Origin of the sequence: Butyrivibrio sp. NATIVEDY162, assembly GCF_045999815.1 — a bacterium.
Taxonomy (GTDB): domain Bacteria; phylum Bacillota; class Clostridia; order Lachnospirales; family Lachnospiraceae; genus Butyrivibrio.
The window spans coordinates 1,401,537-1,422,394 of sequence record NZ_CP172573.1; the positions used below are offsets into that span (position 1 = coordinate 1,401,537).

At 41.1% G+C, this 20,858-nt stretch carries 21 protein-coding genes, 1 tRNA gene and 1 pseudogene; 9 read left to right on the forward strand and 14 right to left on the reverse strand.

The features are described from left to right. Nucleotides 1-12: 12 nt before the first annotated feature. Entirely contained in the window at nucleotides 13-168 is a 156-nt protein-coding gene (locus ACHCNF_RS05730) for a hypothetical protein (protein WP_408071824.1), read from the forward strand. A 153-nt stretch (nucleotides 169-321) separates the two neighbouring features. On the opposite strand, the gene ACHCNF_RS05735 is transcribed toward ACHCNF_RS05730, so the two are convergent. Beyond that, on the reverse strand, nucleotides 322-1,668 hold the full coding sequence (locus ACHCNF_RS05735; RefSeq protein ID WP_408071825.1) for a flagellar hook protein FlgE: 1,347 nt from the start codon (nucleotides 1,666-1,668) through the stop codon (nucleotides 322-324). A gap of 630 nt (nucleotides 1,669-2,298) precedes the next feature. On the opposite strand from ACHCNF_RS05735, the gene ACHCNF_RS05740 reads away from it, so the two are divergent. Next, a complete protein-coding gene (locus tag ACHCNF_RS05740; RefSeq protein WP_408071826.1) occupies nucleotides 2,299-2,565 on the forward strand; it encodes a hypothetical protein in 267 nt (88 codons plus the stop codon). Nucleotides 2,566-2,920: 355 nt separating this feature from the next. On the opposite strand, the gene ACHCNF_RS05745 is transcribed toward ACHCNF_RS05740, so the two are convergent. The 3 genes from ACHCNF_RS05745 to ACHCNF_RS05755 all read right to left on the reverse strand — a co-directional run bounded on the left by ACHCNF_RS05745 (nucleotide 2,921) and on the right by ACHCNF_RS05755 (nucleotide 5,633). Beyond that, nucleotides 2,921-3,847 (reverse strand): serine O-acetyltransferase, encoded by a 927-nt coding sequence (locus tag ACHCNF_RS05745; RefSeq protein WP_408071827.1) that lies wholly within the window; start codon nucleotides 3,845-3,847, stop codon nucleotides 2,921-2,923. Between the two features lie 176 nt (nucleotides 3,848-4,023). After that, a complete protein-coding gene (locus ACHCNF_RS05750; RefSeq protein ID WP_408071828.1) occupies nucleotides 4,024-4,236 on the reverse strand; it encodes a hypothetical protein in 213 nt (70 codons plus the stop codon). A gap of 107 nt (nucleotides 4,237-4,343) precedes the next feature. Continuing rightward, nucleotides 4,344-5,633 (reverse strand): CAP domain-containing protein, encoded by a 1,290-nt coding sequence (locus ACHCNF_RS05755; RefSeq protein ID WP_408071829.1) that lies wholly within the window; start codon nucleotides 5,631-5,633, stop codon nucleotides 4,344-4,346. Between the two features lie 155 nt (nucleotides 5,634-5,788). On the opposite strand from ACHCNF_RS05755, the pseudogene ACHCNF_RS05760 reads away from it, so the two are divergent. Both ACHCNF_RS05760 and ACHCNF_RS05765 read left to right on the forward strand, forming a co-directional pair. Beyond that, nucleotides 5,789-6,007: pseudogene (locus tag ACHCNF_RS05760) on the forward strand (LrgB family protein); the annotation flags it as partial. Between the two features lie 112 nt (nucleotides 6,008-6,119). Then, a tRNA-Pro gene (locus tag ACHCNF_RS05765) sits at nucleotides 6,120-6,193 on the forward strand. Here ACHCNF_RS05765 and ACHCNF_RS05770 read toward each other — a convergent pair. Next, nucleotides 6,194-6,547 carry a hypothetical protein gene (locus ACHCNF_RS05770; RefSeq protein WP_408071830.1) on the reverse strand — a complete coding sequence of 118 codons (354 nt, stop codon included), beginning with the start codon at nucleotides 6,545-6,547 and terminating at the stop codon, nucleotides 6,194-6,196. Nucleotides 6,548-6,639: 92 nt separating this feature from the next. On the opposite strand from ACHCNF_RS05770, the gene ACHCNF_RS05775 reads away from it, so the two are divergent. Further along, entirely contained in the window at nucleotides 6,640-7,599 is a 960-nt protein-coding gene (locus tag ACHCNF_RS05775) for a CPBP family intramembrane glutamic endopeptidase (RefSeq protein ID WP_408071831.1), read from the forward strand. A 165-nt stretch (nucleotides 7,600-7,764) separates the two neighbouring features. Further along, entirely contained in the window at nucleotides 7,765-10,773 is a 3,009-nt protein-coding gene (locus tag ACHCNF_RS05780; RefSeq protein ID WP_408071832.1) for an NYN domain-containing protein, read from the forward strand. A gap of 3 nt (nucleotides 10,774-10,776) precedes the next feature. On the opposite strand, the gene ACHCNF_RS05785 is transcribed toward ACHCNF_RS05780, so the two are convergent. After that, entirely contained in the window at nucleotides 10,777-12,444 is a 1,668-nt protein-coding gene (locus ACHCNF_RS05785; protein WP_408071833.1) for a GGDEF domain-containing protein, read from the reverse strand. Between the two features lie 257 nt (nucleotides 12,445-12,701). On the opposite strand from ACHCNF_RS05785, the gene ACHCNF_RS05790 reads away from it, so the two are divergent. Beyond that, nucleotides 12,702-12,917, forward strand: a complete 216-nt coding sequence (locus ACHCNF_RS05790; protein WP_408071834.1) for a DUF1858 domain-containing protein — start codon at nucleotides 12,702-12,704, stop codon at nucleotides 12,915-12,917. A gap of 113 nt (nucleotides 12,918-13,030) precedes the next feature. On the opposite strand, the gene ACHCNF_RS05795 is transcribed toward ACHCNF_RS05790, so the two are convergent. Continuing rightward, nucleotides 13,031-13,759: a histidine phosphatase family protein gene (locus ACHCNF_RS05795; protein ID WP_408071835.1), complete on the reverse strand. Its 729-nt coding sequence runs from the start codon at nucleotides 13,757-13,759 to the stop codon at nucleotides 13,031-13,033. A 62-nt stretch (nucleotides 13,760-13,821) separates the two neighbouring features. Next, nucleotides 13,822-14,124, reverse strand: a complete 303-nt coding sequence (locus ACHCNF_RS05800) for an ATP-binding protein (RefSeq protein ID WP_408071836.1) — start codon at nucleotides 14,122-14,124, stop codon at nucleotides 13,822-13,824. 150 nt (nucleotides 14,125-14,274) lie between these two features. Here ACHCNF_RS05800 and ACHCNF_RS05805 point away from each other — a divergent pair, with 150 nt between their 5' ends. Both ACHCNF_RS05805 and ACHCNF_RS05810 read left to right on the forward strand, forming a co-directional pair. Next, nucleotides 14,275-15,216 carry a DMT family transporter gene (locus tag ACHCNF_RS05805; RefSeq protein ID WP_408071837.1) on the forward strand — a complete coding sequence of 314 codons (942 nt, stop codon included), beginning with the start codon at nucleotides 14,275-14,277 and terminating at the stop codon, nucleotides 15,214-15,216. Nucleotides 15,217-15,380: 164 nt separating this feature from the next. Continuing rightward, nucleotides 15,381-15,854: a DUF2798 domain-containing protein gene (locus ACHCNF_RS05810; protein ID WP_408071838.1), complete on the forward strand. Its 474-nt coding sequence runs from the start codon at nucleotides 15,381-15,383 to the stop codon at nucleotides 15,852-15,854. A 153-nt stretch (nucleotides 15,855-16,007) separates the two neighbouring features. On the opposite strand, the gene ACHCNF_RS05815 is transcribed toward ACHCNF_RS05810, so the two are convergent. From ACHCNF_RS05815 to fabZ, 6 genes are all read right to left on the reverse strand, one after another. Next, nucleotides 16,008-17,201 (reverse strand): hypothetical protein, encoded by a 1,194-nt coding sequence (locus ACHCNF_RS05815; RefSeq protein WP_408071839.1) that lies wholly within the window; start codon nucleotides 17,199-17,201, stop codon nucleotides 16,008-16,010. A gap of 291 nt (nucleotides 17,202-17,492) precedes the next feature. Continuing rightward, the gene (locus ACHCNF_RS05820; RefSeq protein ID WP_408071840.1) at nucleotides 17,493-18,188 is read right to left on the reverse strand and encodes an MgtC/SapB family protein; all 696 of its coding nucleotides are present in this window, start codon (nucleotides 18,186-18,188) and stop codon (nucleotides 17,493-17,495) included. Between the two features lie 111 nt (nucleotides 18,189-18,299). Beyond that, nucleotides 18,300-18,608, reverse strand: coding sequence for a hypothetical protein (locus ACHCNF_RS05825; protein ID WP_408071841.1), 309 nt, complete (start codon nucleotides 18,606-18,608; stop codon nucleotides 18,300-18,302). Nucleotides 18,609-18,709: 101 nt separating this feature from the next. Further along, nucleotides 18,710-19,756, reverse strand: coding sequence for an NAD(P)H-dependent flavin oxidoreductase (locus tag ACHCNF_RS05830; protein WP_408071842.1), 1,047 nt, complete (start codon nucleotides 19,754-19,756; stop codon nucleotides 18,710-18,712). 119 nt (nucleotides 19,757-19,875) lie between these two features. Further along, entirely contained in the window at nucleotides 19,876-20,337 is a 462-nt protein-coding gene (locus tag ACHCNF_RS05835) for a MarR family winged helix-turn-helix transcriptional regulator (RefSeq protein ID WP_408071843.1), read from the reverse strand. A gap of 42 nt (nucleotides 20,338-20,379) precedes the next feature. Next, nucleotides 20,380-20,832, reverse strand: a complete 453-nt coding sequence (fabZ, locus tag ACHCNF_RS05840) for a 3-hydroxyacyl-ACP dehydratase FabZ (protein ID WP_408071844.1) — start codon at nucleotides 20,830-20,832, stop codon at nucleotides 20,380-20,382. Between the last annotated feature and the right edge of the window lie 26 nt (nucleotides 20,833-20,858).

Genomic DNA, 20,858 nt, shown 5'->3' on the forward strand with positions numbered 1-20,858 from the left:
AGAGTGGACACCATGAAAAATAAAATTTTTTGCAGTATTTTTAACGTGAATCCAAAACGCGGACATGGATCAGGCAGTATATTTATGGCAGCAAAATCCATGGCATTAAAACGCTTCTCAAGAAAAGTTGACATGCACCAACAAAAACCTTATGCAGCCTCAAAATAAACACACTCCCTCAAAATAAACACACTCCCTCAAAATAAACACACTTCCTCAAAAAACACACTTCCTCAAAAAGCATGCTCCTACGAAAAAAACGGCTCATTTCATAAGAAAAGAGCCGTTTTATCAAGAAATCCCCAATACTATGAGTAATCTTTATCGCTTAAGTTGCCTTAGCTCATCAAGAAGTGTGTCAGACACCGTAATCACACGGCTATTAGCCTGGAAACCTCTCTGGGTAATGATCATGTCGGTAAACTCATTGGAGAGGTCTACGTTACTCATTTCCAAGGTTCCTGATGTCATGTAGCCGCCATCATCTGTTACCCACATAACGCGAGCAGGTCCTGAGTTTCCGGTAACAGCGTAAAGGTTTTCACCCTCCTTGGAAAGGCCAGTAACATTGGCAAATTCTGCAACTGCGATTTTTCCTGCCACCCTGTTCTGGCCATTACTATAAAGTCTTGTGATTGTGCCATCTCTGCCAATCGCAACGCCGTTCATGTCTCCCTCAGGATAGCCTTCACCATCACCATTTATCTGGCCTCTGTAGGTTGCAAGGGATGAACTGCTCATTCCATTAAGTGGTGCATAGTTTGTTGTACCGGAAAAATCTAAAGTGAATCCACCGGCTTCAGCAGCATCGCCTGCAAAGGTCAGCTGAATCTGCCCATTTGCTGCGCCATTGGCGCTGACAAATTTTCCTGTAGCGGGGTCATAGATAAGGTTAACTGATGTATTCTCAGCTATTCCACCCTCGATGGGCTGGTGATTTTCATCCATTATCATTGTAATGTCAGCCCGATATGTAGTGGGATTATCATCACCTGCATCCGAGAAAGCCATTCTGACTGTGTAGGTCTTTCCATCTGCTCCGTAGAATTCAAGATCAACCTTGCGTCCGCCGTCAGCGGAAAGCTGAGGGTCGGTCCTGCTGATATTTCCTGTCACTCTGGCATAGGTTGTAGGTGCGCCTGCCATTTTTATAAGGTTCCCCTCTTCGTCTATAGGAAGAACCTGAAGTCTGTTTCCTGCTCCGGCTTCCAGGACTTCGCCCACTGCTCCGCCATCTTCACCGGGAGTTACTCCACGCACATAGAAACCATCTGCACGAGTAACAAGATATCCCTGGGCATCTACAGTGAAGGAACCGTCTCTTGTGTAGTTCATTTCACCGCGCTGATTCTCAACAACAAAGAAAGAATCGCCTGTGATACTAAGATCAAAGACATTGTCAGTCTGCTGAATTGATCCCTGTTTTCCTATATTTGTCATGATAGAGGAGGTCTTCGCACCAAGACCTATCTGCTTGGCGTTCATGCCCGCTCTCACATTCGAGGGACCTGTTGCTTTTCTTGCATTCTGATATAAAAGATCCCCAAAGGTGGTCTTCTGTGCTTTATAAGATGTGGTATTTACATTTGCAACGTTATTACCGATAACATCCATCTGTATCTGGTGTGTCTTTAATCCGGCAACTCCGGACCACAATGATCTCATCATAATCTCACCACTTTCCCAAATCTGCTTTTCTAATGTGCTCAGGCCAATTCATCATGGTTAAAAGCACTCATCATAAAGAAGCATAAAATATTGAATTTCTTCAGAAATTCAATATTCGTATTGGACCAGATCCTTGCAAAGCGAGGAGCATGTCCTGCAGAACGCAGGATTCTTGAACTTATTTTCCGTTTTGCGTTCAAGAAGTCATACATATACCTACATCTCTTATTTCGGACATCTGTGGAATTATCTTTAGGAAAAATTGTTATATTATTTTATTTCGTTTGGTAATTTTTCTATTTTGGAGCGCAAGTTTTAGCATATCTTCCGCTTGGCACGATTTACAAAAATGATATGATTTCTCCCAAAAGGTAACAGAGTAGAACCAGCTGATCATTCTGCTACCATATCGAAATGTGTAGAAGGTAGCAGAATATAACAAGTCAACTGTTCTGCTACCATGCTGATAAATGCAGAGGTAGCAGAATAAAACTAGTCAGTTACTCTGCTACTTTGCTGATAAATGCAGAAGGTGGCAGAATATAACAAGTCAGCTGTTCTGCTACCATACCGAAAAATGCTGAAGATAGCAGAATAAAACAAGTCAACTGTTCTGCTACCATATCGAAAATGGAGAAAGTAGCAGAGAAAAACCGTATAAACTACTCTGCCACCATATTGAAAAATGTAGAGGGTAGCAGAATAAAACTAGTCAGCTGTTCTGCTACCATACTGAAAAATGCAGAGGTGGCAGAATATAACAAGTCAGTCGCTCTGCTACCATATCGAAAAATGGAGAAAGTAGCAGAGAAAAACCGTATAAACTACTCTGCCACCATATTGAAAAATGCAGAGGTAGCAGAATATAACAAGTCAGCTGTTCTGCTACCATGCTGATAAATGCAGAGGGTGGCAGAATATAACTAGTCAGCTGTTCTGCTACCATGCCGAAAAATGTAGAAGGTAGCAGAATAAAAACAATCAACCACTCTGCTACCATATCGAAAAGTGTAGAGGGTAGCAGAATATAACAAGTCAACCATTCTACTACCATGCTGAAAAATGCTGAAGGTAGCAGAATAAAAACAAGAATAAACCAGTCAACCACTCTGCTACTATATCGAAAAATGAAGGTAAATAGGTTAAATAAGTAAAATAAGGTAACTACGTGCAATAACCAAAGTTCACTTAGGAGGCATCATATCAGGATTCAATCCGCTTGTGCGACAGCTCCCTTTTTGCAATGTCATTATTAAAAATCCTTTGCACTTCCGTTATTGAACTGCAGCTCCTGGTTCTTGATGCTGACTCTGGTACCGGGTGCAATAGAAGTTGTAAGGAAAGCGTTAGAGCCTACTACCGAATCATGACCGATAACAGTCTCTCCACCGAGGATTGAAGCACCTGCATAGATTGTTACGTTGTCCTCAATTGTGGGATGTCTCTTTGCTCCCTTGAGTGCCTGCCCGCCTCTGGTGGATAGAGCACCAATGGTAACGCCCTGATAAACCTTGACATGTTCGCCGATGATTGAAGTCTCACCTATAACAATGCCGGTTCCATGGTCGATCATGAAGTATTTGCCAATTGTAGCACCGGGGTGAATGTCTATTCCGGTCTTAGAATGAGCATACTCAGTCATGATACGAGGAATTAGCGGCACCTTAAGAAGATATAATTCATGTGCCATGCGGTTGATCGCAGTTGCGTACAAACCGGGATATGAGAGAATGATCTCTTCCTTACTGAACGCGGCAGGGTCTCCGTCATATGTCGCCTGAAGGTCAGTATCTATGAGTGCACGTATATGAGGTATCTTTTTGAAAAATTCCTGTGTGATACATCTTGCCCCACAGGTCAGAGTCTCATCGGATGCATTTTGGTATTCCTCGCCATGCCTGAAGGCAATAGCTACCTGCTTCTGCATATTGTAGATAACATCCTCGATAACCACAGCTACACGGTTTATATCATTGTAGCTCCTGTATATCTTGTCCCTGTAATAACCGGGGTATAGTACTCTTGTCAGCTTTTTTACAATATCTATAACCGCATCCCTATCAGGCTGGTTAAAAATATCCATCTGATCGACATCTCTGCCTTTTCCGTAATCATCTATGATCAGATTAACAATATTCTCTATCTCTGATCTCAGATTCTGTCTCTCACCTATATCCATAGTCATCTCCCTTTAAAACTGTGTATTTCCCACCATTTAATATCTACATATTTTCTAACATGCAATATCTGCATATTTTCCATATGCAATATCTGCATATTTTAACATGCAATATCTTCATATTTTCTAGCATGCAATATCTGCATATTTTCTAGCATGCAATATCTGCATATTTTCTAACATGCAATATCTGCATATTTTCCATATGCAATATCTGCATATTTTCCATATGCAATATCTGCATATTTTCCATATGCAATATCTGCATATTTTCCATATGCAATATCTGCATATTTTCTAGCATGTAATATCTGCATATTTTCTACATGTAGTATATGCATATAATGCAAATCCCGCCAAGCACTCTGTTCACTGCCTGTTTCTGCCAATGCGCTATATTCACCGCATATTTCCACCAATCATACTTCACATAGCATGTTCCAGCAAGCACTCTGTTCATCGCCTGTTTACAACAAGCACTCTGTTCATCCCCTATTTACAGCGTCTTTACCATTTTCACTTCAGATTTCTTGCCGTAAATCTTTTCATCATGTGCAACTCTATATGGAACAATATAATAATAGTACTTCTTTTTACGCGCAAGCTTTTTATCGGTATATTGTAACTTCAGTTGATTTGTGACTGTTCCAACCTTTTTAAATCCCGATCTCCTGCTGCCTGATCTGTAAATCTCATAGCCCATGGCGCCAATGCCTTTATTATATATAAGGTGTGCCTTTTTCTTTTCAGCCCGAATATCTACCCATGTGACCTTTTTAGGTGCGTAATCCTTAACCTCTGCCCCGATTGCCTTCAATGTTTTTTTATAGGAAGACAAATCCTCAGATGAAACATCCACTGTGACCTTCTTGGTGGTGCTTATGGTTTTGGTGTAATCGGAATCGTCGGTGGTGTATGCAAAAAGCTGCACCCAGTAGTGCACCCCGTTTACCTTGGCATGTCCGAAGGCACACACATTATAATTGGTGCTCAGCATATTTCTGCGGTGTCCCTGTCCCTGATAGTACTGATTGGTCTCCTGAAAAGCTTCAAATGCCTTTTTAGCGGTTTTATAGCCATAAGCTATGTTTTCTCCCGCATATGTAAACTTGTAGTTAGCATCGGACATAGCGCTAAAACAGGTCTTGCCGTTGGGTCTCTCATGGTTGAATTTGATAGCAATCTCAGCTGCTCTTAACATAGCAATCTTTTCAAGGCTATAGTCATATGCAAGTTTGCCAATGCCCTGTGTGTAGACCTTCTGCGTGTTTTGCGGATTCCAGCACCAGGTATCCTTCCCTGTCCTGAAATCATTTACCATCTTCTGCATCTGCCTTGCGGATTTCTGCGCATATTTTATCTTCATCTTAAGGCGGGATACCAGAAATCTTGAAGCCGTCTTCGGAGCTGACTCCTCAGATACTTTATCGCCGTCGAAGGCCTGGATCATATATGTGTAGATTCCACCCTCTTTCATGGCATCAATATCAGTATATGAAAAGACATCGCCACCAACTTCAGCAAGAAGCTCATAGGGATCAGAACTTTTCCGTCTTCTGAAAACATGGTATCCCGTAGCACCCTCGCAAGGCTTCCAATATACCGTAAGGCCCTTATAGTCATTGGAAACGTCCTTTATGACAGGCTTTGCAATTTTATTTTGTGTGGTATTTTCTGCATGAACAGCCATAGGCTCTGATACAGGAAAAATCGGAGCAGCAAGGAGCGTCAAAGACAACGCAGCTGCCAGAATTCTTTTACTGTTTAATAAACAAACTTTTTTCATAAATCCCCCTACTATTTAATTAAACCATTTCCTTCATAATAATACTGCTCATGCCTTTTAACAAGTTTCATAGGTGCTTTAGTTCTTTGAAATAGTTCTTTAGCGTTTTCATACCAGGAATGATAAAGCCAATGTACACCGGGAATATTCACTACGCTGGGATTTTAGGCATATCAGCCGGAGTGCTCACAAGTCTTGCAACTGTATTTGCCTTATCAAAGCTTATGGGACTGTCTCACGAGAGTTATGTTACTCTTCTTCCCAAGTCCATCACCACCGCTATCGAAATGGGCGTTTCAGAAGAACTGGGAGGATATGTCACAATCACTGTAGCTGTTATTGTTATAACCGGTATTCTCACAGTTATTTTTGCAACTATGTTTGCAGGATTGATCTAAGGGGAAAAGTTTTTCGAAAAATTTTTTTGAAATTTTAAAAAAAGTTGTTGCTTTTATCTTCGCACCGTGATAAGATACCATTTGTCGCCGGGGTGTAGCGCAGTTGGTTAGCGCGCTATCTTAGGGAGGTAGAGGCCGCGAGTTCGAGTCCCGCCACTCCGACTATTGGAGCTGTAAGTTTTTCTTACAGCTCTTTTTTTGTCTTAGCACCTGTAAGTATTCTTGCAGCTCTTTTTTTGTCTTAGCACCTGTAAGTATTCTTGCAGCTCTTTTTGTCTTAGCATCTGTAAGTTTTCTTACAGCTCTTTTTTTGTGTCCTGCGGATCCGCTTATAAGGTGGTGCCGCAAACAGTAATATGACATAAGAAGGCCCCATTTATGGCAGGAGTCATGATGCCTTTTATTACTTATAATGCCTTTGGCAAGACACGCCCCTCGCTTTGCGAGGACCTGGTCCAATACGATTATCGTTTTTCTGAAAAAAAACAACAATCTATAAGTTTCCACTTTTGCCATAATCACAGCCCCATTTTCCCAAATTAGTGTTGTAAATCGTTTCTTTATACGCTATTATTTGTGAATGAAAAAATTTTTGGAGGGAAATCATTATGACAAAACAACAGGTTTCTAAAAATGCAAGCATTCTTTTCTTAATCTCACTTGCTCTGAACATTGCAATTGTAGTCGCAGCATATATCCTTGCAAAGTTTGGGATCACAATGGGCATATGGGCTACAGTCCTTGCAGAGGCAGCGCTTTTTATTCCTACACTTCTCTACCTTACCAAAAACGGTGAGCCTGTTCTTAGCACTCTCGGCTTTCACAAGATCAAGGTTTCTACTATTTTTCTGACAATCCTTCTCAACATTGTCATAACACCTATATGGATGTTCGGTAATGTATTTTCACAGTTATTTGTACCAAATGTAGTTGCTCAGGGTGTTACTTCCATGATGGAGAATTCAGCAGGCCCCGTAATTCTGGTCGTTTCACTGCTGCCACCTCTGTTTGAAGAAATGTTCTTCCGTGGTCTTTTATTTAACAAGTATAAAAATGTATCAACATTAATAAAGGCAGCACTGCTTTCAGCATTCTTTTTCGGTATCCTTCATTTGAATCTCAATCAGTTCTGCTATGCGTTCTTACTCGGTGTCATCTTTGCTTTTGTTAACGTAGCAAGCGGCAGTATCGTGACTTCCATGATAATGCACTTCCTTATAAATGCAGGAAATGTTCTCTTACTCTATGTATCAAGTCTTGCAATGCAGATGGTTGGACAAGACGCAGCTGCTGCAGCTACACAGACTCCCAGCAAGTCATATCTCATGACTTTTGCAGCTGTTTTATTGGTATTGTCTGTCGTAGCAGCATTTCTTGCAAAGCTTATCATGCAGTCTATTGCCAAGAGAGAAGGTCATCTCGAGGAATTCAATTCCATATTTAAGAAGAACAGTACACAGTCAGAGGAAACAGTTCATATCTTCCGCACAACTCCTTCACTTTTCTCAACAGTACTCGGAGTTGTATCAATTGCAGTGATCTCTTTCTACTTGCCAAACGTATTCTAATTAATACATCAACCCCTATTTTAAGGGCATGCAGAATGCTGGCAAAATAGGGTTCCCCGGGATTCTGAATGTGGGAATTTTGATGTAATAAATCATTTCAAAAAGATTATGGTGAATGGCATTTTAGTCTGTCGTTCACCATATTTTTTTGCTAAGATGTAGTTTATGAATACTACAGATAAAAAACACTTAAATCTAGGAATATATGCCCACGTTGACGCCGGTAAGACCACTCTCTCAGAGGCGCTTTTGTACCTCACGGGAACTGTCAGGAAGTCCGGTCGCGTGGATCATGGTGATACCTTTTTTGACACTTATTCGCTTGAGAGAAAAAGAGGAATCACCATTTTTTCAAAACAGGCGGAGTTGGATTTTTCAGAAAAAACTCACATAACGCTCCTTGATACACCGGGACACGCAGACTTTGCGCCTGAAACCGAGAGAACCATGAAGGTGCTGGATCTTGCCATTCTTATCATCAGCGCTTCTGACGGTGTTTCCTCTCAGGTGCAGACCTTGTGGAAGCTCCTTATGCACTATGGGATTCCGGTACTGTTTTTCGTGAATAAAATGGACCAGAACCTGGCTGACAAAGATGTGGTACTGGCAGATATAAAAAAGAGACTATCCGGCCATGCTATGGATTTTTCGAACCTATTCATAGATAGCTCCCTAAATCTCGACAATGTCAGTTCCGGCAATGCTAATTCCAGTAATGCCAATTCAGGTCATATCAATTCCGGCAATGCCACTTCCGGACAAGGATCCGGTTCTGCTGCCGATTCCTTGGTCATAGACAAGGCATTCTTATCATCTGATGATTTTCAGGAGGAGGTTGCAGTCTGCGATGACAGGTTGCTAACAGCATATTTAGAAGAAGGACAAGCTGTCTCAGAAAAAGATATTACAGAGCTGATAGTATCAAGGAAACTTTTCCCCTGCCTCTTTGGAAGTGCCCTTAAAATGGAGGGTGTTAAGGAGCTGATATCGCTCATAGAACATTTTACAAAGCAGCCCTCATATCCTGATGAATTTGCAGGAATAGTCTACAAGATATCACGAGATTCAAACGGAACAAGACTCTCTTGGATAAAGATAATGGGTGGCACTTTGCATGTGCGTGATGTGCTGTCGATGGAAGTAAACAGAAGCCATGGCTCTTCACAGTCCACAGGCAAAACCAACTTTTCATCAACAAAAGCGGGTTATTCCAACTCTTCATCAACAAAAGCGGGTTGTTCTAACTCTTCATCAACAAAGGCGGGTTGTTCTAACAATTCATCATCAGAGGCAGGTAGTACTAACAATTTATCTGCAGACATAAAAAGAGCAGGCAGCGTCAACGAGAAGGTTGACCAGATCCGCGTTTATTCAGGCGAAAAATATGAACTTCTGCAGGAAGCAAAAGCCGGTCAGATTGTTGCCGTGACAGGACTTGATTCATCATATGCAGGTCAGGGTCTTGGCGCTCTAACGGGAGAAATCACAGGCGTTCTGGCACCCATCCTCTCCTCAAGGATCATTCTTCCTGAGGGCGCAGATACTTTTAAGGTATACAGACAGCTGAGCGAATTGTCAGAGGAGGAGCCACTTTTATCAGTAAAAAAAGAAGACGAAACAGGCGATCTCTCAGTACAGGTTATGGGCGAAGTTCAGATGGAAATCCTAAAGCATCAATGCTCAGAGCGCTTTTCACTTGATATTGATTTTGGACCGGGAAGCATTGTATATAAGGAAACTATCAAGTCACCTGTTGAGGGCGTGGGGCATTTTGAACCCCTTCGCCACTACGCTGAGGTACATCTGCTGCTCTCTCCCGCAGAGCCGGGAAGCGGTCTGTCCTTTGATGCAGACTGTCCTGTTGATGACCTTGCAGCAAACTGGCAAAATCTGATTCTCTCCCATCTGGAGGAATTCAGGATCAGAGGTGTCCTTACAGGTTCGGAAATAACGGATATGAAAATAACCGTCATAGGCGGAAGATCCCACATCAAGCACACAGAGGGAGGGGATTTCAGAGAAGCCACCATGAGAGCCGTTCGTCAGGGACTTATGATGGCTGATAGCATTTTGCTGGAGCCCGTCTACGACTTTGTAATTGAGCTTCCAACCGATGCTGTGGGACGCGCCATAAGCGATATTCAGAAAATGAGTGGTACCACCAATCCCCCGGATCTAATGTCTGATGGCAGCTCTGTTATTACAGGCTCCGTTCCCGCTTCTGAACTAGGCGATTACGCCAGTGAGCTTTTATCCTACACTCACGGTCAGGGTCGCCTGAACCTGTCACTTCGCGGCTATGAGCCTTGTCACAACGCTGAGGATATCATCGAAGAGAAGGCTTATGATCCGGAGCATGACTTAGAGCAGCCCACAGGAAGCGTTTTTTGTTCCCACGGAGCAGGAACTGTGATTCCCTGGAATGAAGTGCGAAGCCATATGCATGTTGATACAGGATGGTCACCTGATGGCGAAGGCAATGAAAGCAGCGCCGATACTGACCTTACCAGAATGGGCGATGCCTTGAAGAGCTTCCGTGCAGATGAAGTGCGAAAAGAGGTAGAACTAACCTACGAAGAACGAACCAGGGCTTATAATGCCACCATTCAGGAGCTTGACCGTATCTTCGAGCGCACCTATGGTCCTGTTAAGCCACGATACGATGCCAAGGCAGATGAGGAGCGAAAGCGTAAAGCTGCCAATAAGGCTCCCGAAAAGAAGTTCAAGGCAGCAAAGCAGTATTCTCCGGAAGATTCATATCTTCTGGTGGATGGCTACAACATTATCTATGCCAACGACGAGCTTCGCTCTCTTGCGGATTCTGATATGAAATCTGCCAGAGATAAACTCATGGATATTTTGTCAAATTTCCAGGGCTACAGGCGAGAGACAGTTATTCTTGTTTTCGATGCTTACAAAGTTCCGGGCGGAACAGAACATGTTTTAAAATACCACAATCTGGATGTTGTTTTCACAAAAGAAGCTGAAACAGCGGATCAGTACATAGAGCGCACGGCTCACGAATACAGTAAGAAAAATCGCGTGACCGTCGCAACCTCCGACGCCATAGAGCAGGTTATAATCTACGGTGCCGGTGCAATGCGTATGTCCGCCGGCGATTTTTGGTATGAGATAAAAAGAACAGAAGAAGAAATACGGGATAAGCTTTCTTAAGGCTTATCCCGTATCCTGTGTATCCGTGATCTGATTTTTCCCGTTATTCTTGGAACGGTAAAGATTGCTGTCAGCTTTTTCCAGAATATCGCCCTCTCCTGTTCCTGAAGCAATGCCTATACTGAGAGTTATAACCTGATCATCACCAAAGGGCCAGCTCTGCATCTCCATATATTTTCGGAGACGCTCGGCGATTGCATGCGAATAGGGCACTGCTTTTTTATCAAGAAGCATTACAAACTCCTCGCCGCCATAACGGAAAGCATGTACATCAGTAGTTTCTTCCTTTTGAAGAAGTTGTCCCAGTCTCCAAAGGACCAAATCTCCGTTCTTATGCCCATAGCTGTCATTTATCAGCTTGAAATCATCTACATCGATCATTATTATTCCATATAGCTGCTTTTTCCTCTGTGCCCTATGAAGATAATTGTTGAAGCTTTTTCTGTTCAGAATTCCCGTCAACCCATCATATCTGCTTCTTAGCACCATAACAACCAGAATCACTATGACAATAACAACAAATATGAAAGATAAAAATATGGCTCTTGTTCTTACTATCATTTGCCATTTTGTGCGCTCATTTCTGTCCATTTCCCGCTTTGAATCGCTCACGGTGTCGTCGATAACATTTGAGTATGTCACATTCTGATTTTCAAACAATTTGGCATACAGCCCGTTCACAATCCTGTAAAGTTCTTCCCTGATGCTTTCATCTGTAGGCGGATACTTTTTCTGTAGCTCTAAAATAGTATTGAGCTCAGCCTTTTCGTAACCGTTTGCCTCGCACAGATCCATGTATTCTTTGATGACACCTGCTACTTCCTGCTCCTTTTTCTTAAGCTCATCCTCACTTATATTGTCCGAATCTTCAAATATCTCAGCAGCCTTAAGCAATGTTCTTACATGGTAATATGGGATTATCATGTCACGCAAAAAAATTTCCCTAAATATGTCGGTGGTGAACATATCATGTCCGTCCCACTTATCAAGCAAGGATCTGCATTGGTCATATCTGCCCTCATACAGGTAAGCTCTGGCAAGCCACACATCGTCAATCGCTTCGTAAGCTGTTTCATATGCAGCATCATCTGCCATATCGACCATCTCCTGTGCCTTATTCAGATACTCCTCCGCCCCGGCATAATCTCCATCATAAATTGACATGATTCCTTTCATGCGATAAGCATAGCTTTTAACCTGTATATTCTCGATGTCATCAAAATCCCTTATGTCCTCTGCTTTCTCAATCATGCTTTTAGCTGAATCCGCTGTGTAATTGTTCAGGAAAAAATTGGCAAGATCCAGGTACACGTTTATCGCATAGTCTTTGTCATTGCTTCTTTCAAGGAAATATAGCGCATAGCCCAGATATCTGTAATAGCTCATAATCTCGCCATTTTGCATATAAATAAGACTTGCGCGCTCATAGAGCCTCCCAAGATCAGCATTATCAAGATTACCTTTATCAATCATTCCGAGAATAGCTGACAGCTCATCATCCATCTTGTCCCAACTGTATGACAGATCTACAGAAATGAGCTGCTGTACTTCTTCATGATTATTTTTCCTCTCAAAGCCTATATAAACACGATGAATAAGCTGGATTGTGAATAGTCCAGCCAGAAAAATGATCACACTTATTATAATTTTTCGGATATATTGTTTATTCATCCACTTATACAAATCCCAAGGATAAGCTTCTAAAAAATCACAACCAGAATATTTACTTTATTATATTAGACAATTATTAAAATTTCGTTTAGAAAAAATAGTATTTTTAGAAAGTCATTATGACTCTTGTCAAATGCGCTATTTCTTGCTATTATTCTAATTGCTTGTATGCAATATATTTTTTCGAAGCGGTTTAATATTTTGCGGCCGAAAAAAGGCAAATATACGCCAGCATTTTTATATAGGAGGAATAAATAATGAGCGAACAATTAGTTACTGCAGATATGCTCGTAGGCGAGCTTATAACAAAACACCCTCTTGCAGCACAGTTCCTTATGGAGTGCGGTATGGGTTGTATTCACTGCCCTGCTTCTCAGATGGAATCTCTTGCTGAAGCATGTGCAGTTCACGGCATTGATGGTGAAGAGATCACAGATGCACTTAATGAATATCTTCTTGAGCATAATGCTTAAGCTGCTTGATTTATGAGAAAAAGCAATTTTAATGAAAAACAGACCATGCGGTTTACTAATCCAATAACCGCTAAGGTCTGTTTTTTGTTTTACAAAGTTTTGCTTTAAAAAAGTTATTTTTCAAAATGCAGTTTTTCTGCCTTGAAAGATTCGATGTGGTTCATATCATTAAAAAGTTCAAGTCTGGGGATAACCATCTCTCCCACTTTTCCATCAAATTCAATAACAGAAACCGAGCATACGCCGTATGGCATTGAGGTGAGAACAAATGGAAACGGAAGGCTCAGCACATGAGAAAACATGATCGCTCCCGAACCGCCATGGGCAAACAGAGCGATGGTATCATCATTTTTCTCTTTGCAAAGATACAGGCCGTCTTTTCTTACAAGGCCGTACTTCTCAAGAAGCTCGTCAAATTTCCCGGATATCATGTTGTAATATTCCATGCATTTATTATCTTTGAAAAAATGATGCTGATCCCAATTATTTTTCCCGACGTAGTCCGGCGTATCAGTAAGAACTCTGTAAGCCAGAGTCCATGGATGTCCGTCATAAGGAATAGGATCTGTCACCTCCCCGGAGGTTTTGCTGTCGTCTTCTGTTTTTTTTACATCGCCCCAGTCTATCTCATGCATAAACTCAAGGATGTTCACATCAAGCTCGTGACTCTCTGCAGTGTAGGAAGCTGTCTGCCTCGCTCTTCCCATTGGAGAAGCGTAAATCGCTTTTATATCCTCATCCTTAAGTCTTAATGCTGTACTTATTGCCTGCTTTTTGCCATTTTCTGTGAGGCAATCCTTTTCGTAATTTGGTTCGCCATGTCTAACAAATATAAGTCTCATTTTTCTCCCCGCTATCATTATTTAGTGTGTCTTCTTTTTTGCATATCTTACAGCATTATATTCTATACTTCTACTAAAAGGTTGTTAAGATTAAAATTATTTGTATATATAACATTTTTCGAAAGCTTCATTATCATTTTTATTCCAAATCCGTTATCTATACTTGATTTCTCATTTACCTTCTCATAATAAAGGGTAGGATCAAAATGCCTGCAGGTATCCTTGATGCTTACCGTAACGGTCTCCCCTGATTGAATGAGCTTTACCACGACCGAGTTCTGCTGCCCGGGACTAAAGCCATGTTCTACAATATTTTTCGATATCTCCTCAACAAAAAGCGAAATAAAACAGCATTTTCGTTTCAAAAGCCCCTTATCCATACAGTAATTGTAAGCGTTTTCCGATGCTTCCGTACATTCTGCGAGATTTTCCACAGTAAAAATAAGATATTCAATATACTATATTGTGATACAATACCAAAGGAAAAAATATCAGAATAGAAAAGGTACACTGGCATGAACCATAATGACAAATATTACACACTATCACATACACTGATGCTTCTTGTAGCATCCTTCCTCTGGGGTACGACATTTGTGGCACAAAGCCTTGGGGCTGAATATGTCGGCGCAGGAACCTATCTGGCACTTCGAACCTATATAGGTATTCTGTTTCTACTTCCATTTGTGCTGTATAGAGACAAGGCGGAATATAAGAAAGCAGTGCATGCAGATGATGAGCGTGCTTCGGCTTTACTTAAAGAAAAACGCCGCAATGAGATCAGAGTTTTCATAAAAGGCGGAGTAATGTCCGGTCTTTTCATATTTCTTGCAAGCTTTGCACAGCAATACGGTATTGCGTATACCACCGTTGCAAAAGCAGGTTTTCTGACGGCTCTATATGTGGTATTTGTGCCGATAATAGCATTTTTCTTTGGACGCAAATTCGACAACAAACTTTGGATATGTATTTTTTTGTCTGTAGTCGGACTGTATCTTCTATGTATGAAAGGAAGTTTTTATCTTGAGATGGGAGACGCCATGATGGTGCTCTCTGCCCTTGGTTTTTCAATACAGATTCTGGCAGTTTCCAGATATTCCAAGCGAATTGATCCTGTGAAGCTGACTCTGGCGCAGTTTATAGTGGAAGCCATTCTCGCCACAGTAGTTATGGTTATTCTGGAAAAGCCTGACCTAATGTCTATCCGCAGCGCTCTTCCCGCCATTTTGTACGCAGGTGTTTTTAGCAGCGGCATAGCCTATACCCTGCAGTCCCTTGGTCAGAAAAATTTAAATCCCGCCATTGCTTCAATAGCCATGTGTCTCGAGAGCGTATTTGGAACACTCTCCGGCTGGGTAGTTTTAGGACAAAAGCTCTCACTTCGCGAAGGTGCCGGATGTATCCTGATGTTCGGAGCTATCGTGTTATCTCAATTTATGGGAAATGATGAAGATTGACATTTTTTTAAAAAACGCTTACACAATTTCATTTTTTCTGTTATAATCCACTCTTGCTGATAAAAATGAAGATTTCACGGTATTTTATTGGAAACGCACATCCTTGACGGTGATAACGAACAACACTGAGGTCTTCCCTGTTTAAGAAAGGAAGGAACCCCAATATGTTACCACAGAACAAGTTACAGGATGTGTTTTTTACTGCCTTAATGGCATTTGTCATGGTCTACGCCATGATCTGCTACAACATTTCACTTAATGTGGGCGGCCTTAAAAACTTCGTTTTTCTTGCTGCTTTTTCAGAGATACTGATCATGTGGCCGATTGCGGTTATCGTCGAGCTTCTGATTGTTGGAAAGCTTTCAAAGATCCTCGCATTCAGATTTGTTACTCCCGGAAAAGATTCGCCAATAATGCTTATACTTGCGATTTCATCCATGTCAGTTTGCCTTATGTGCCCTATCATGAGCTTTGCGGCAACAATTCTCTTTAAGAATGCAGGCTCTGAATTTATCGCTGTATGGCTTCAGACCACTGCCTTCAATTTTCCTGTCGCACTCTTCTGGCAGCTGTTTTTTGCAGGCCCGCTTGTCAGAAATGTTTTTGGCTTGATCATGAAGAAGATTGGTAAACAATAAGCTTTTCATCTAAAGATGAAGGCTATGCATAATAATACCCCGAAGCGATTATCAAGCGCTCCGGGGTATTTAGCTTTTATTCATATTTTGCTTTAAGTTACAATTCTATAAAGCAAAGACGCGAAATGTCGTGTACTGCCACGCATACCATAATTATTTCTGAACAAGATTGATTGTATATGTAGCACGCTCAGTTGTCTTATTCTTCTTGTCATAATATGTTACTCTGATATATGTTGTGGTTGATGTAGCCTTTGAAGAGAATGTAGTTGTCTTAGCATTATAGCCGCCCATATCCACCGCAGAATCATCTACCTTTGAAAGCTTAATCTTTTTTCCATTATTTACTTTCTTCCATGTACAGGTAGCACCATATTCATTTGTATCTAATGATGAATTTGCGACCGTATATTTTGTGCTGGTCCAATCCTTTTCAGTCTTTGTCTCAATTGAAGGTGTACCAACTTCAATCTTCTTAAGCTTGAAATCCTTGTTCATTGTAACCTTAAGCTTACCGGACTTAAGTGTAGTTGTATTATTACCATAATTCTTAGCCCAAAGCTTATTCTCAGCTGCTTTGTCAGAATCAAGTGACTGTGCAACAGTCTTTCCTGCATAAGTAATATTCTTAATAGCTGCGCCATCTTCCTTAGCTATTACCTGGAAGCTCTTCTGAACAGTTTTGCCATCTTTCATTACAGCATCATATGTTACAGTATATTTTCCAGCCTTCTTGGCATAAAATCTTACTGTATAATTACCATAATCATAACCCTTAGGAGCATCCGTATCTACCTTATCTTTTTCAACCTTTGCAAGCTTTCCGTTGACATCTCGGTAATAATAATTTCCATCCTTATCGGTAAAAGTTCTATAGTCAGAATAGAAATAATCGTTTGTTTTGGGGTTATCCGGGTCTGTATATTCACGTTGTGAAATAACCTTTATCTTAAGGTTCTTCTTATTTGATTTAAAGTTAGCATATTTCGCAACATCAACAGTTGTAGAAAATGATTTTGTCTCATTATAAGACTTTGTTGCAATTGTAAATGTTTTAAGCTCTGATTCTAACGCATTTATAATTTTATAACTGGCTTCATCCTCTTCATCAGCCTTCTCAACTACAAATGACTCTTTTGTATCCTCATTTGTGTATGTATACTTATATGCATCAACCTGCTCAGTAATAGGTTTATCTGCCTCGTAATCATAACCTATTTCTTTTTCTTTAGTACCATCCTTCTCACGAGTCCAGTTTACCTCGGCATTAGCGGTAATGGGCGCTACCATAGTAAGGGACAGTGCCAATGCGAGCGCAGTAGCACCAACTTTAGAAAATCTACTCATAAATTTTACCTCCATCATAAGATATGTTTTTGGTTTACGTCATTTCGAAGACGTATTTTTGTGACAATTCCGATTCTACTTCCGCACATATTCAAAGTCAACACAGTAATCATGCGGCTCTTCACCGATTTTATAAAGTTTATAATTTCTTTATAATTACCTATATATCGTAATCTCAGATGGCACAATGACTTATCGAATCAGAATCATAAATCACAAAAACAAATCTCCTTACAATATTTTATATTTTTAATATTTTTCTAATGAAGTGAAGTATTAAAAATGAGTAGTTTAAATTTCTTCTACATAATTTATATAATCAAGTCCTGTCAGGAGCTGTATTATCTCGATATGTGAGCGCTTTTTGTCAAGCTCCAGTTCTATTATAAGAGCAGTATCAGAATCCATAATGGTCTTTTCCTTACTCTTATTCATTGTGATCACAGTAAAGCCCTGCTCATTTAGATATTTATTCAGTTTATTGACGCCATGATTCTTGTTGATCTCCACATAGAGGCTTATGAATTGGCTGTGCGCCTCAACTCTCTTACTAAAGTGCATGAGAACAAGGTTTGTGAAAGCTATAAGAAGAAAGCCGGCAACACCCACAACCAGATATCCTCCGCCTATGGCCATTCCCATACAGGCGGTTACCCACAGTGAAGCAGCTGTCGAAAGACCTCTTATCTGTTTTCTTCCTGTGACAAGAATGGTTCCTGCTCCAAGAAAACCTATACCGCTGACTACACCCGCCGGTATTCTGCTGACATCAGCGTTAAGCCCCGGCATCATGGCAAAGTACACATTAAGTGCAGCCGCAACCGCAGAGCCAAGGCTCACCAGTGCAAAGGTCTTAATGCCTGCATTGTGATGTCTTGCTATTCTCTCCCAGCCCACAAGGCTACCAAGGATAGTTGCTATGAAAAGGCGCAGCACAACTGCTATATCATTTGTGCCTTCTAAAAACTGAATCATATTATCCATCATATTTGCTCTCCTTTGCAGTCCTGATTTTAAGATATACTTTTTAGTTATTTTTGTAAACTAAAAACCCTGCTGCCTCACATTTAATGATTGGCAGCAGGGTTTAATTATTTCTTATATCGACATCACTATATTCATGAATTCCTTATACTTCCTGGACAGGTTCGGCATGGGAATGATAAGTTCCGGCATGTATCTCATTTCACCGTCCTCAGTTATATAGGTTCTCTTGTCCTGATTAACTATGAAAATCTCGGAATCAAAATCCCAGGTGTAAGAGTTGTAATCAGTCATGAACTTTTTCTTTGGAAAAAACGGTTCGAAAATCTCCTTCCTGACAGCCTCCATTTTTATGCTGTCCTGATACTTCTTTGCTCTGATGTGCACTATCTCGTTAGTAAAATCAACAGTAACATTTTTCATTATACACTTTCCCCCACATTGAAAATATATATATAAATGATACCAATTTTAGTGATTTTTTTCCATTATATTTAATCACCAAAAATGATTGGGGGATATAATTATATGAGCTCCGCTATCAGTTCACTTACAGGAACTATACTCTTTACTCTTGGAGCATTTTCACCGCAGAAAAACAGTCCTTCCTCTGTGTTGCCGCGCGCTGCGGATATCAGCGCCCTACTAATGCAATAAGGAATGTTATCGCCTTTAGGACATGCTGTAAGGCAGCTGTTACATTTTTTGGCAAGATAAGTTTTTCCCTTATCAAGGTTCTGAAGAAGGGGCGTATAAATCGCTCTGGCAGGCATGCCTACAGGACTTTTTATTATGCGTATGTCCTCTTCCTTAGCGTTAACTATCACCTGCTTGAAGGCTTCGTCCACATCACATTCTCTGGTAGCAATGAAACGTGTTCCTATCTGCACACCGTCTGCTCCCGCCTCCCTTGCTTCATCGATATCTTTCTTATCAAAAATACCCCCGCCAAGGAATACAAATATTTTCTTTTTAAATTCATCTTCAAAGGGGTTGATTGCTTCCTTTACTTCAGAGAGAATCTGAAGGTTAGGCTGACAGGTATCACCTGCAAGATCTTCAGCAGAAAAGCCAAGGTGTCCTCCGGCCTTATGGCCTTCTATAACCATAAAGTCAGGAAGAATCCCGGCACGTCTTACGAAATTTTTGCAAAGGAGCATCGCAGCTCTCTTGCTTGAAACAATAGGCGCAAATAAAGTTTTGCTGCCCTTTACCAGTTCTGCGAGATTAAGGGGAAGACCCGCTCCTGATATGATGGCATCTGCACCTGCTTCAATGGCTGCCTTCACAGTTTCCTCATAGTGACTTACAGCAACCATGATATTTACGCCGATAAGTCCGTTTCCTTTTGATATTTCTTTCGCTTTTTTTATATGCTCCTTAAGTGCACGAATATTGGCTTCAAAGGGATTTTCAAGAAAATCCGGCTCATTAAATCCGATGTTTACTGAGCTGATAACTCCCATGCATCCTTCTCTTGCGACACTTCCCGCAAGATTTGACAGTGAAACTCCAACTCCCATTCCGCCCTGGATGATTCCATGAGCCAGTTCTTTCCCATTAATAAACATTTTTTCATACTCCTCTTTCAAGGCTCGCCCCGGTCAGATGCCAGGACAGTTACCCATTCTCTTCATTCATGTACCAGAATCCGGCAGCTGTCCATTTGCTTCCAGGGCCAAACCACCTATCAGGTGAAGGAGTCCTTGAAAGCTTCTATATCGAGCTCCGGCATAAGCTCATTATTAATAATATCAAGCATTTCGTTGAGCTTTTTATAGTCCTCAGGCGAAAATCTTTTCTCGCATCTTTTCATGATGATTTCGAGATAATCCTGATTAATCTTACAAAAATCGAGATATTTCCTGGTTGGTCTAAGATGAAATTCTCTGCCATCATCCTTGGACTGCACCTTCTCAACATAGCCCTTCTGTACAAGGCACTTAATCCTGTGGGCAGCGTTAGGTGATGAAATATCAAGCATCTTAGCAAATTGAGCCACAGTAGGCTCCTCCATTGCCATTATTGCCTCCATGCTGAAGGTCTCAACGGTAGTTAGCGTAGCCTCTCTGTTTTCAAAACGCGAATAAACCTTCATAAAAAAATGAAGACGCAGCTTATCATATATGTGGCTTATAGCATAATTGAACATAAACAAAAATCCTCTTATAATTTTTTCTTTGATTATAACATATCAAATTATAGAGAATGTGATTTCTGCTTTTGTTACAACCACTCCGTCTACAAGCGCTTCTGCCTCGGCAACTCCCACAGGTCCTTTGCATCTTACCATCTCACAGCGAAGCTCAAGAACATCTCCGGGTGTGACAGGCTTTTTGAAGCGTGCATTTTTTATGCCTCCAAAAAGTGCTATTTTACCTCTGTTCTCCGGAAGTGCAAGGGCTGCCACAGCTCCTGTCTGAGCAAGTGCCTCTATTATAAGGACTCCGGGCATTATCGGCTTTCCCGGGAAATGCCCCTGGAAAAAGGGTTCATCCATGCTCACACATTTTCTTCCAACCGCCCATACTCCGGGCTCGTGATCGATTATTCTGTCCACAAGTGCAAATGGATAGCGGTGGGGAATTATCTGTGCTATCTCTTCTGCGGAAAGTGCCTTTTTTTCTTCTCTTATTTCTATATTCATAAAGTTTCCCTCATATTTTTTTGATT

What these genes read in the sequence shown, in the direction of transcription:
- ACHCNF_RS05825 (WP_408071841.1), bottom strand. Translation starts at nt 18,608, where the DNA reads ATGAAAAATGTTACTGTTGATTTTACTAACGAGATAGTGCACATCAGA.
- ACHCNF_RS05785 (WP_408071833.1), bottom strand. Translation starts at nt 12,444, where the DNA reads ATGAATAAACAATATATCCGAAAAATTATAATAAGTGTGATCATTTTT.
- ACHCNF_RS05755 (WP_408071829.1), bottom strand. Translation starts at nt 5,633, where the DNA reads ATGAAAAAAGTTTGTTTATTAAACAGTAAAAGAATTCTGGCAGCTGCG.
- ACHCNF_RS05790 (WP_408071834.1), top strand. Translation starts at nt 12,702, where the DNA reads ATGAGCGAACAATTAGTTACTGCAGATATGCTCGTAGGCGAGCTTATA.
- ACHCNF_RS05830 (WP_408071842.1), bottom strand. Translation starts at nt 19,756, where the DNA reads ATGTTTATTAATGGGAAAGAACTGGCTCATGGAATCATCCAGGGCGGA.
- ACHCNF_RS05745 (WP_408071827.1), bottom strand. Translation starts at nt 3,847, where the DNA reads ATGGATATAGGTGAGAGACAGAATCTGAGATCAGAGATAGAGAATATT.
- ACHCNF_RS05820 (WP_408071840.1), bottom strand. Translation starts at nt 18,188, where the DNA reads ATGATGGATAATATGATTCAGTTTTTAGAAGGCACAAATGATATAGCA.
- ACHCNF_RS05810 (WP_408071838.1), top strand. Translation starts at nt 15,381, where the DNA reads ATGTTACCACAGAACAAGTTACAGGATGTGTTTTTTACTGCCTTAATG.
- ACHCNF_RS05835 (WP_408071843.1), bottom strand. Translation starts at nt 20,337, where the DNA reads ATGTTCAATTATGCTATAAGCCACATATATGATAAGCTGCGTCTTCAT.
- fabZ (WP_408071844.1), bottom strand. Translation starts at nt 20,832, where the DNA reads ATGAATATAGAAATAAGAGAAGAAAAAAAGGCACTTTCCGCAGAAGAG.
- ACHCNF_RS05740 (WP_408071826.1), top strand. Translation starts at nt 2,299, where the DNA reads ATGGAGAAAGTAGCAGAGAAAAACCGTATAAACTACTCTGCCACCATA.
- ACHCNF_RS05795 (WP_408071835.1), bottom strand. Translation starts at nt 13,759, where the DNA reads ATGAGACTTATATTTGTTAGACATGGCGAACCAAATTACGAAAAGGAT.
- ACHCNF_RS05770 (WP_408071830.1), bottom strand. Translation starts at nt 6,547, where the DNA reads ATGGCAAAAGTGGAAACTTATAGATTGTTGTTTTTTTTCAGAAAAACG.
- ACHCNF_RS05735 (WP_408071825.1), bottom strand. Translation starts at nt 1,668, where the DNA reads ATGATGAGATCATTGTGGTCCGGAGTTGCCGGATTAAAGACACACCAG.
- ACHCNF_RS05780 (WP_408071832.1), top strand. Translation starts at nt 7,765, where the DNA reads ATGAATACTACAGATAAAAAACACTTAAATCTAGGAATATATGCCCAC.
- ACHCNF_RS05815 (WP_408071839.1), bottom strand. Translation starts at nt 17,201, where the DNA reads ATGAGTAGATTTTCTAAAGTTGGTGCTACTGCGCTCGCATTGGCACTG.
- ACHCNF_RS05775 (WP_408071831.1), top strand. Translation starts at nt 6,640, where the DNA reads ATGACAAAACAACAGGTTTCTAAAAATGCAAGCATTCTTTTCTTAATC.
- ACHCNF_RS05730 (WP_408071824.1), top strand. Translation starts at nt 13, where the DNA reads ATGAAAAATAAAATTTTTTGCAGTATTTTTAACGTGAATCCAAAACGC.
- ACHCNF_RS05805 (WP_408071837.1), top strand. Translation starts at nt 14,275, where the DNA reads ATGAACCATAATGACAAATATTACACACTATCACATACACTGATGCTT.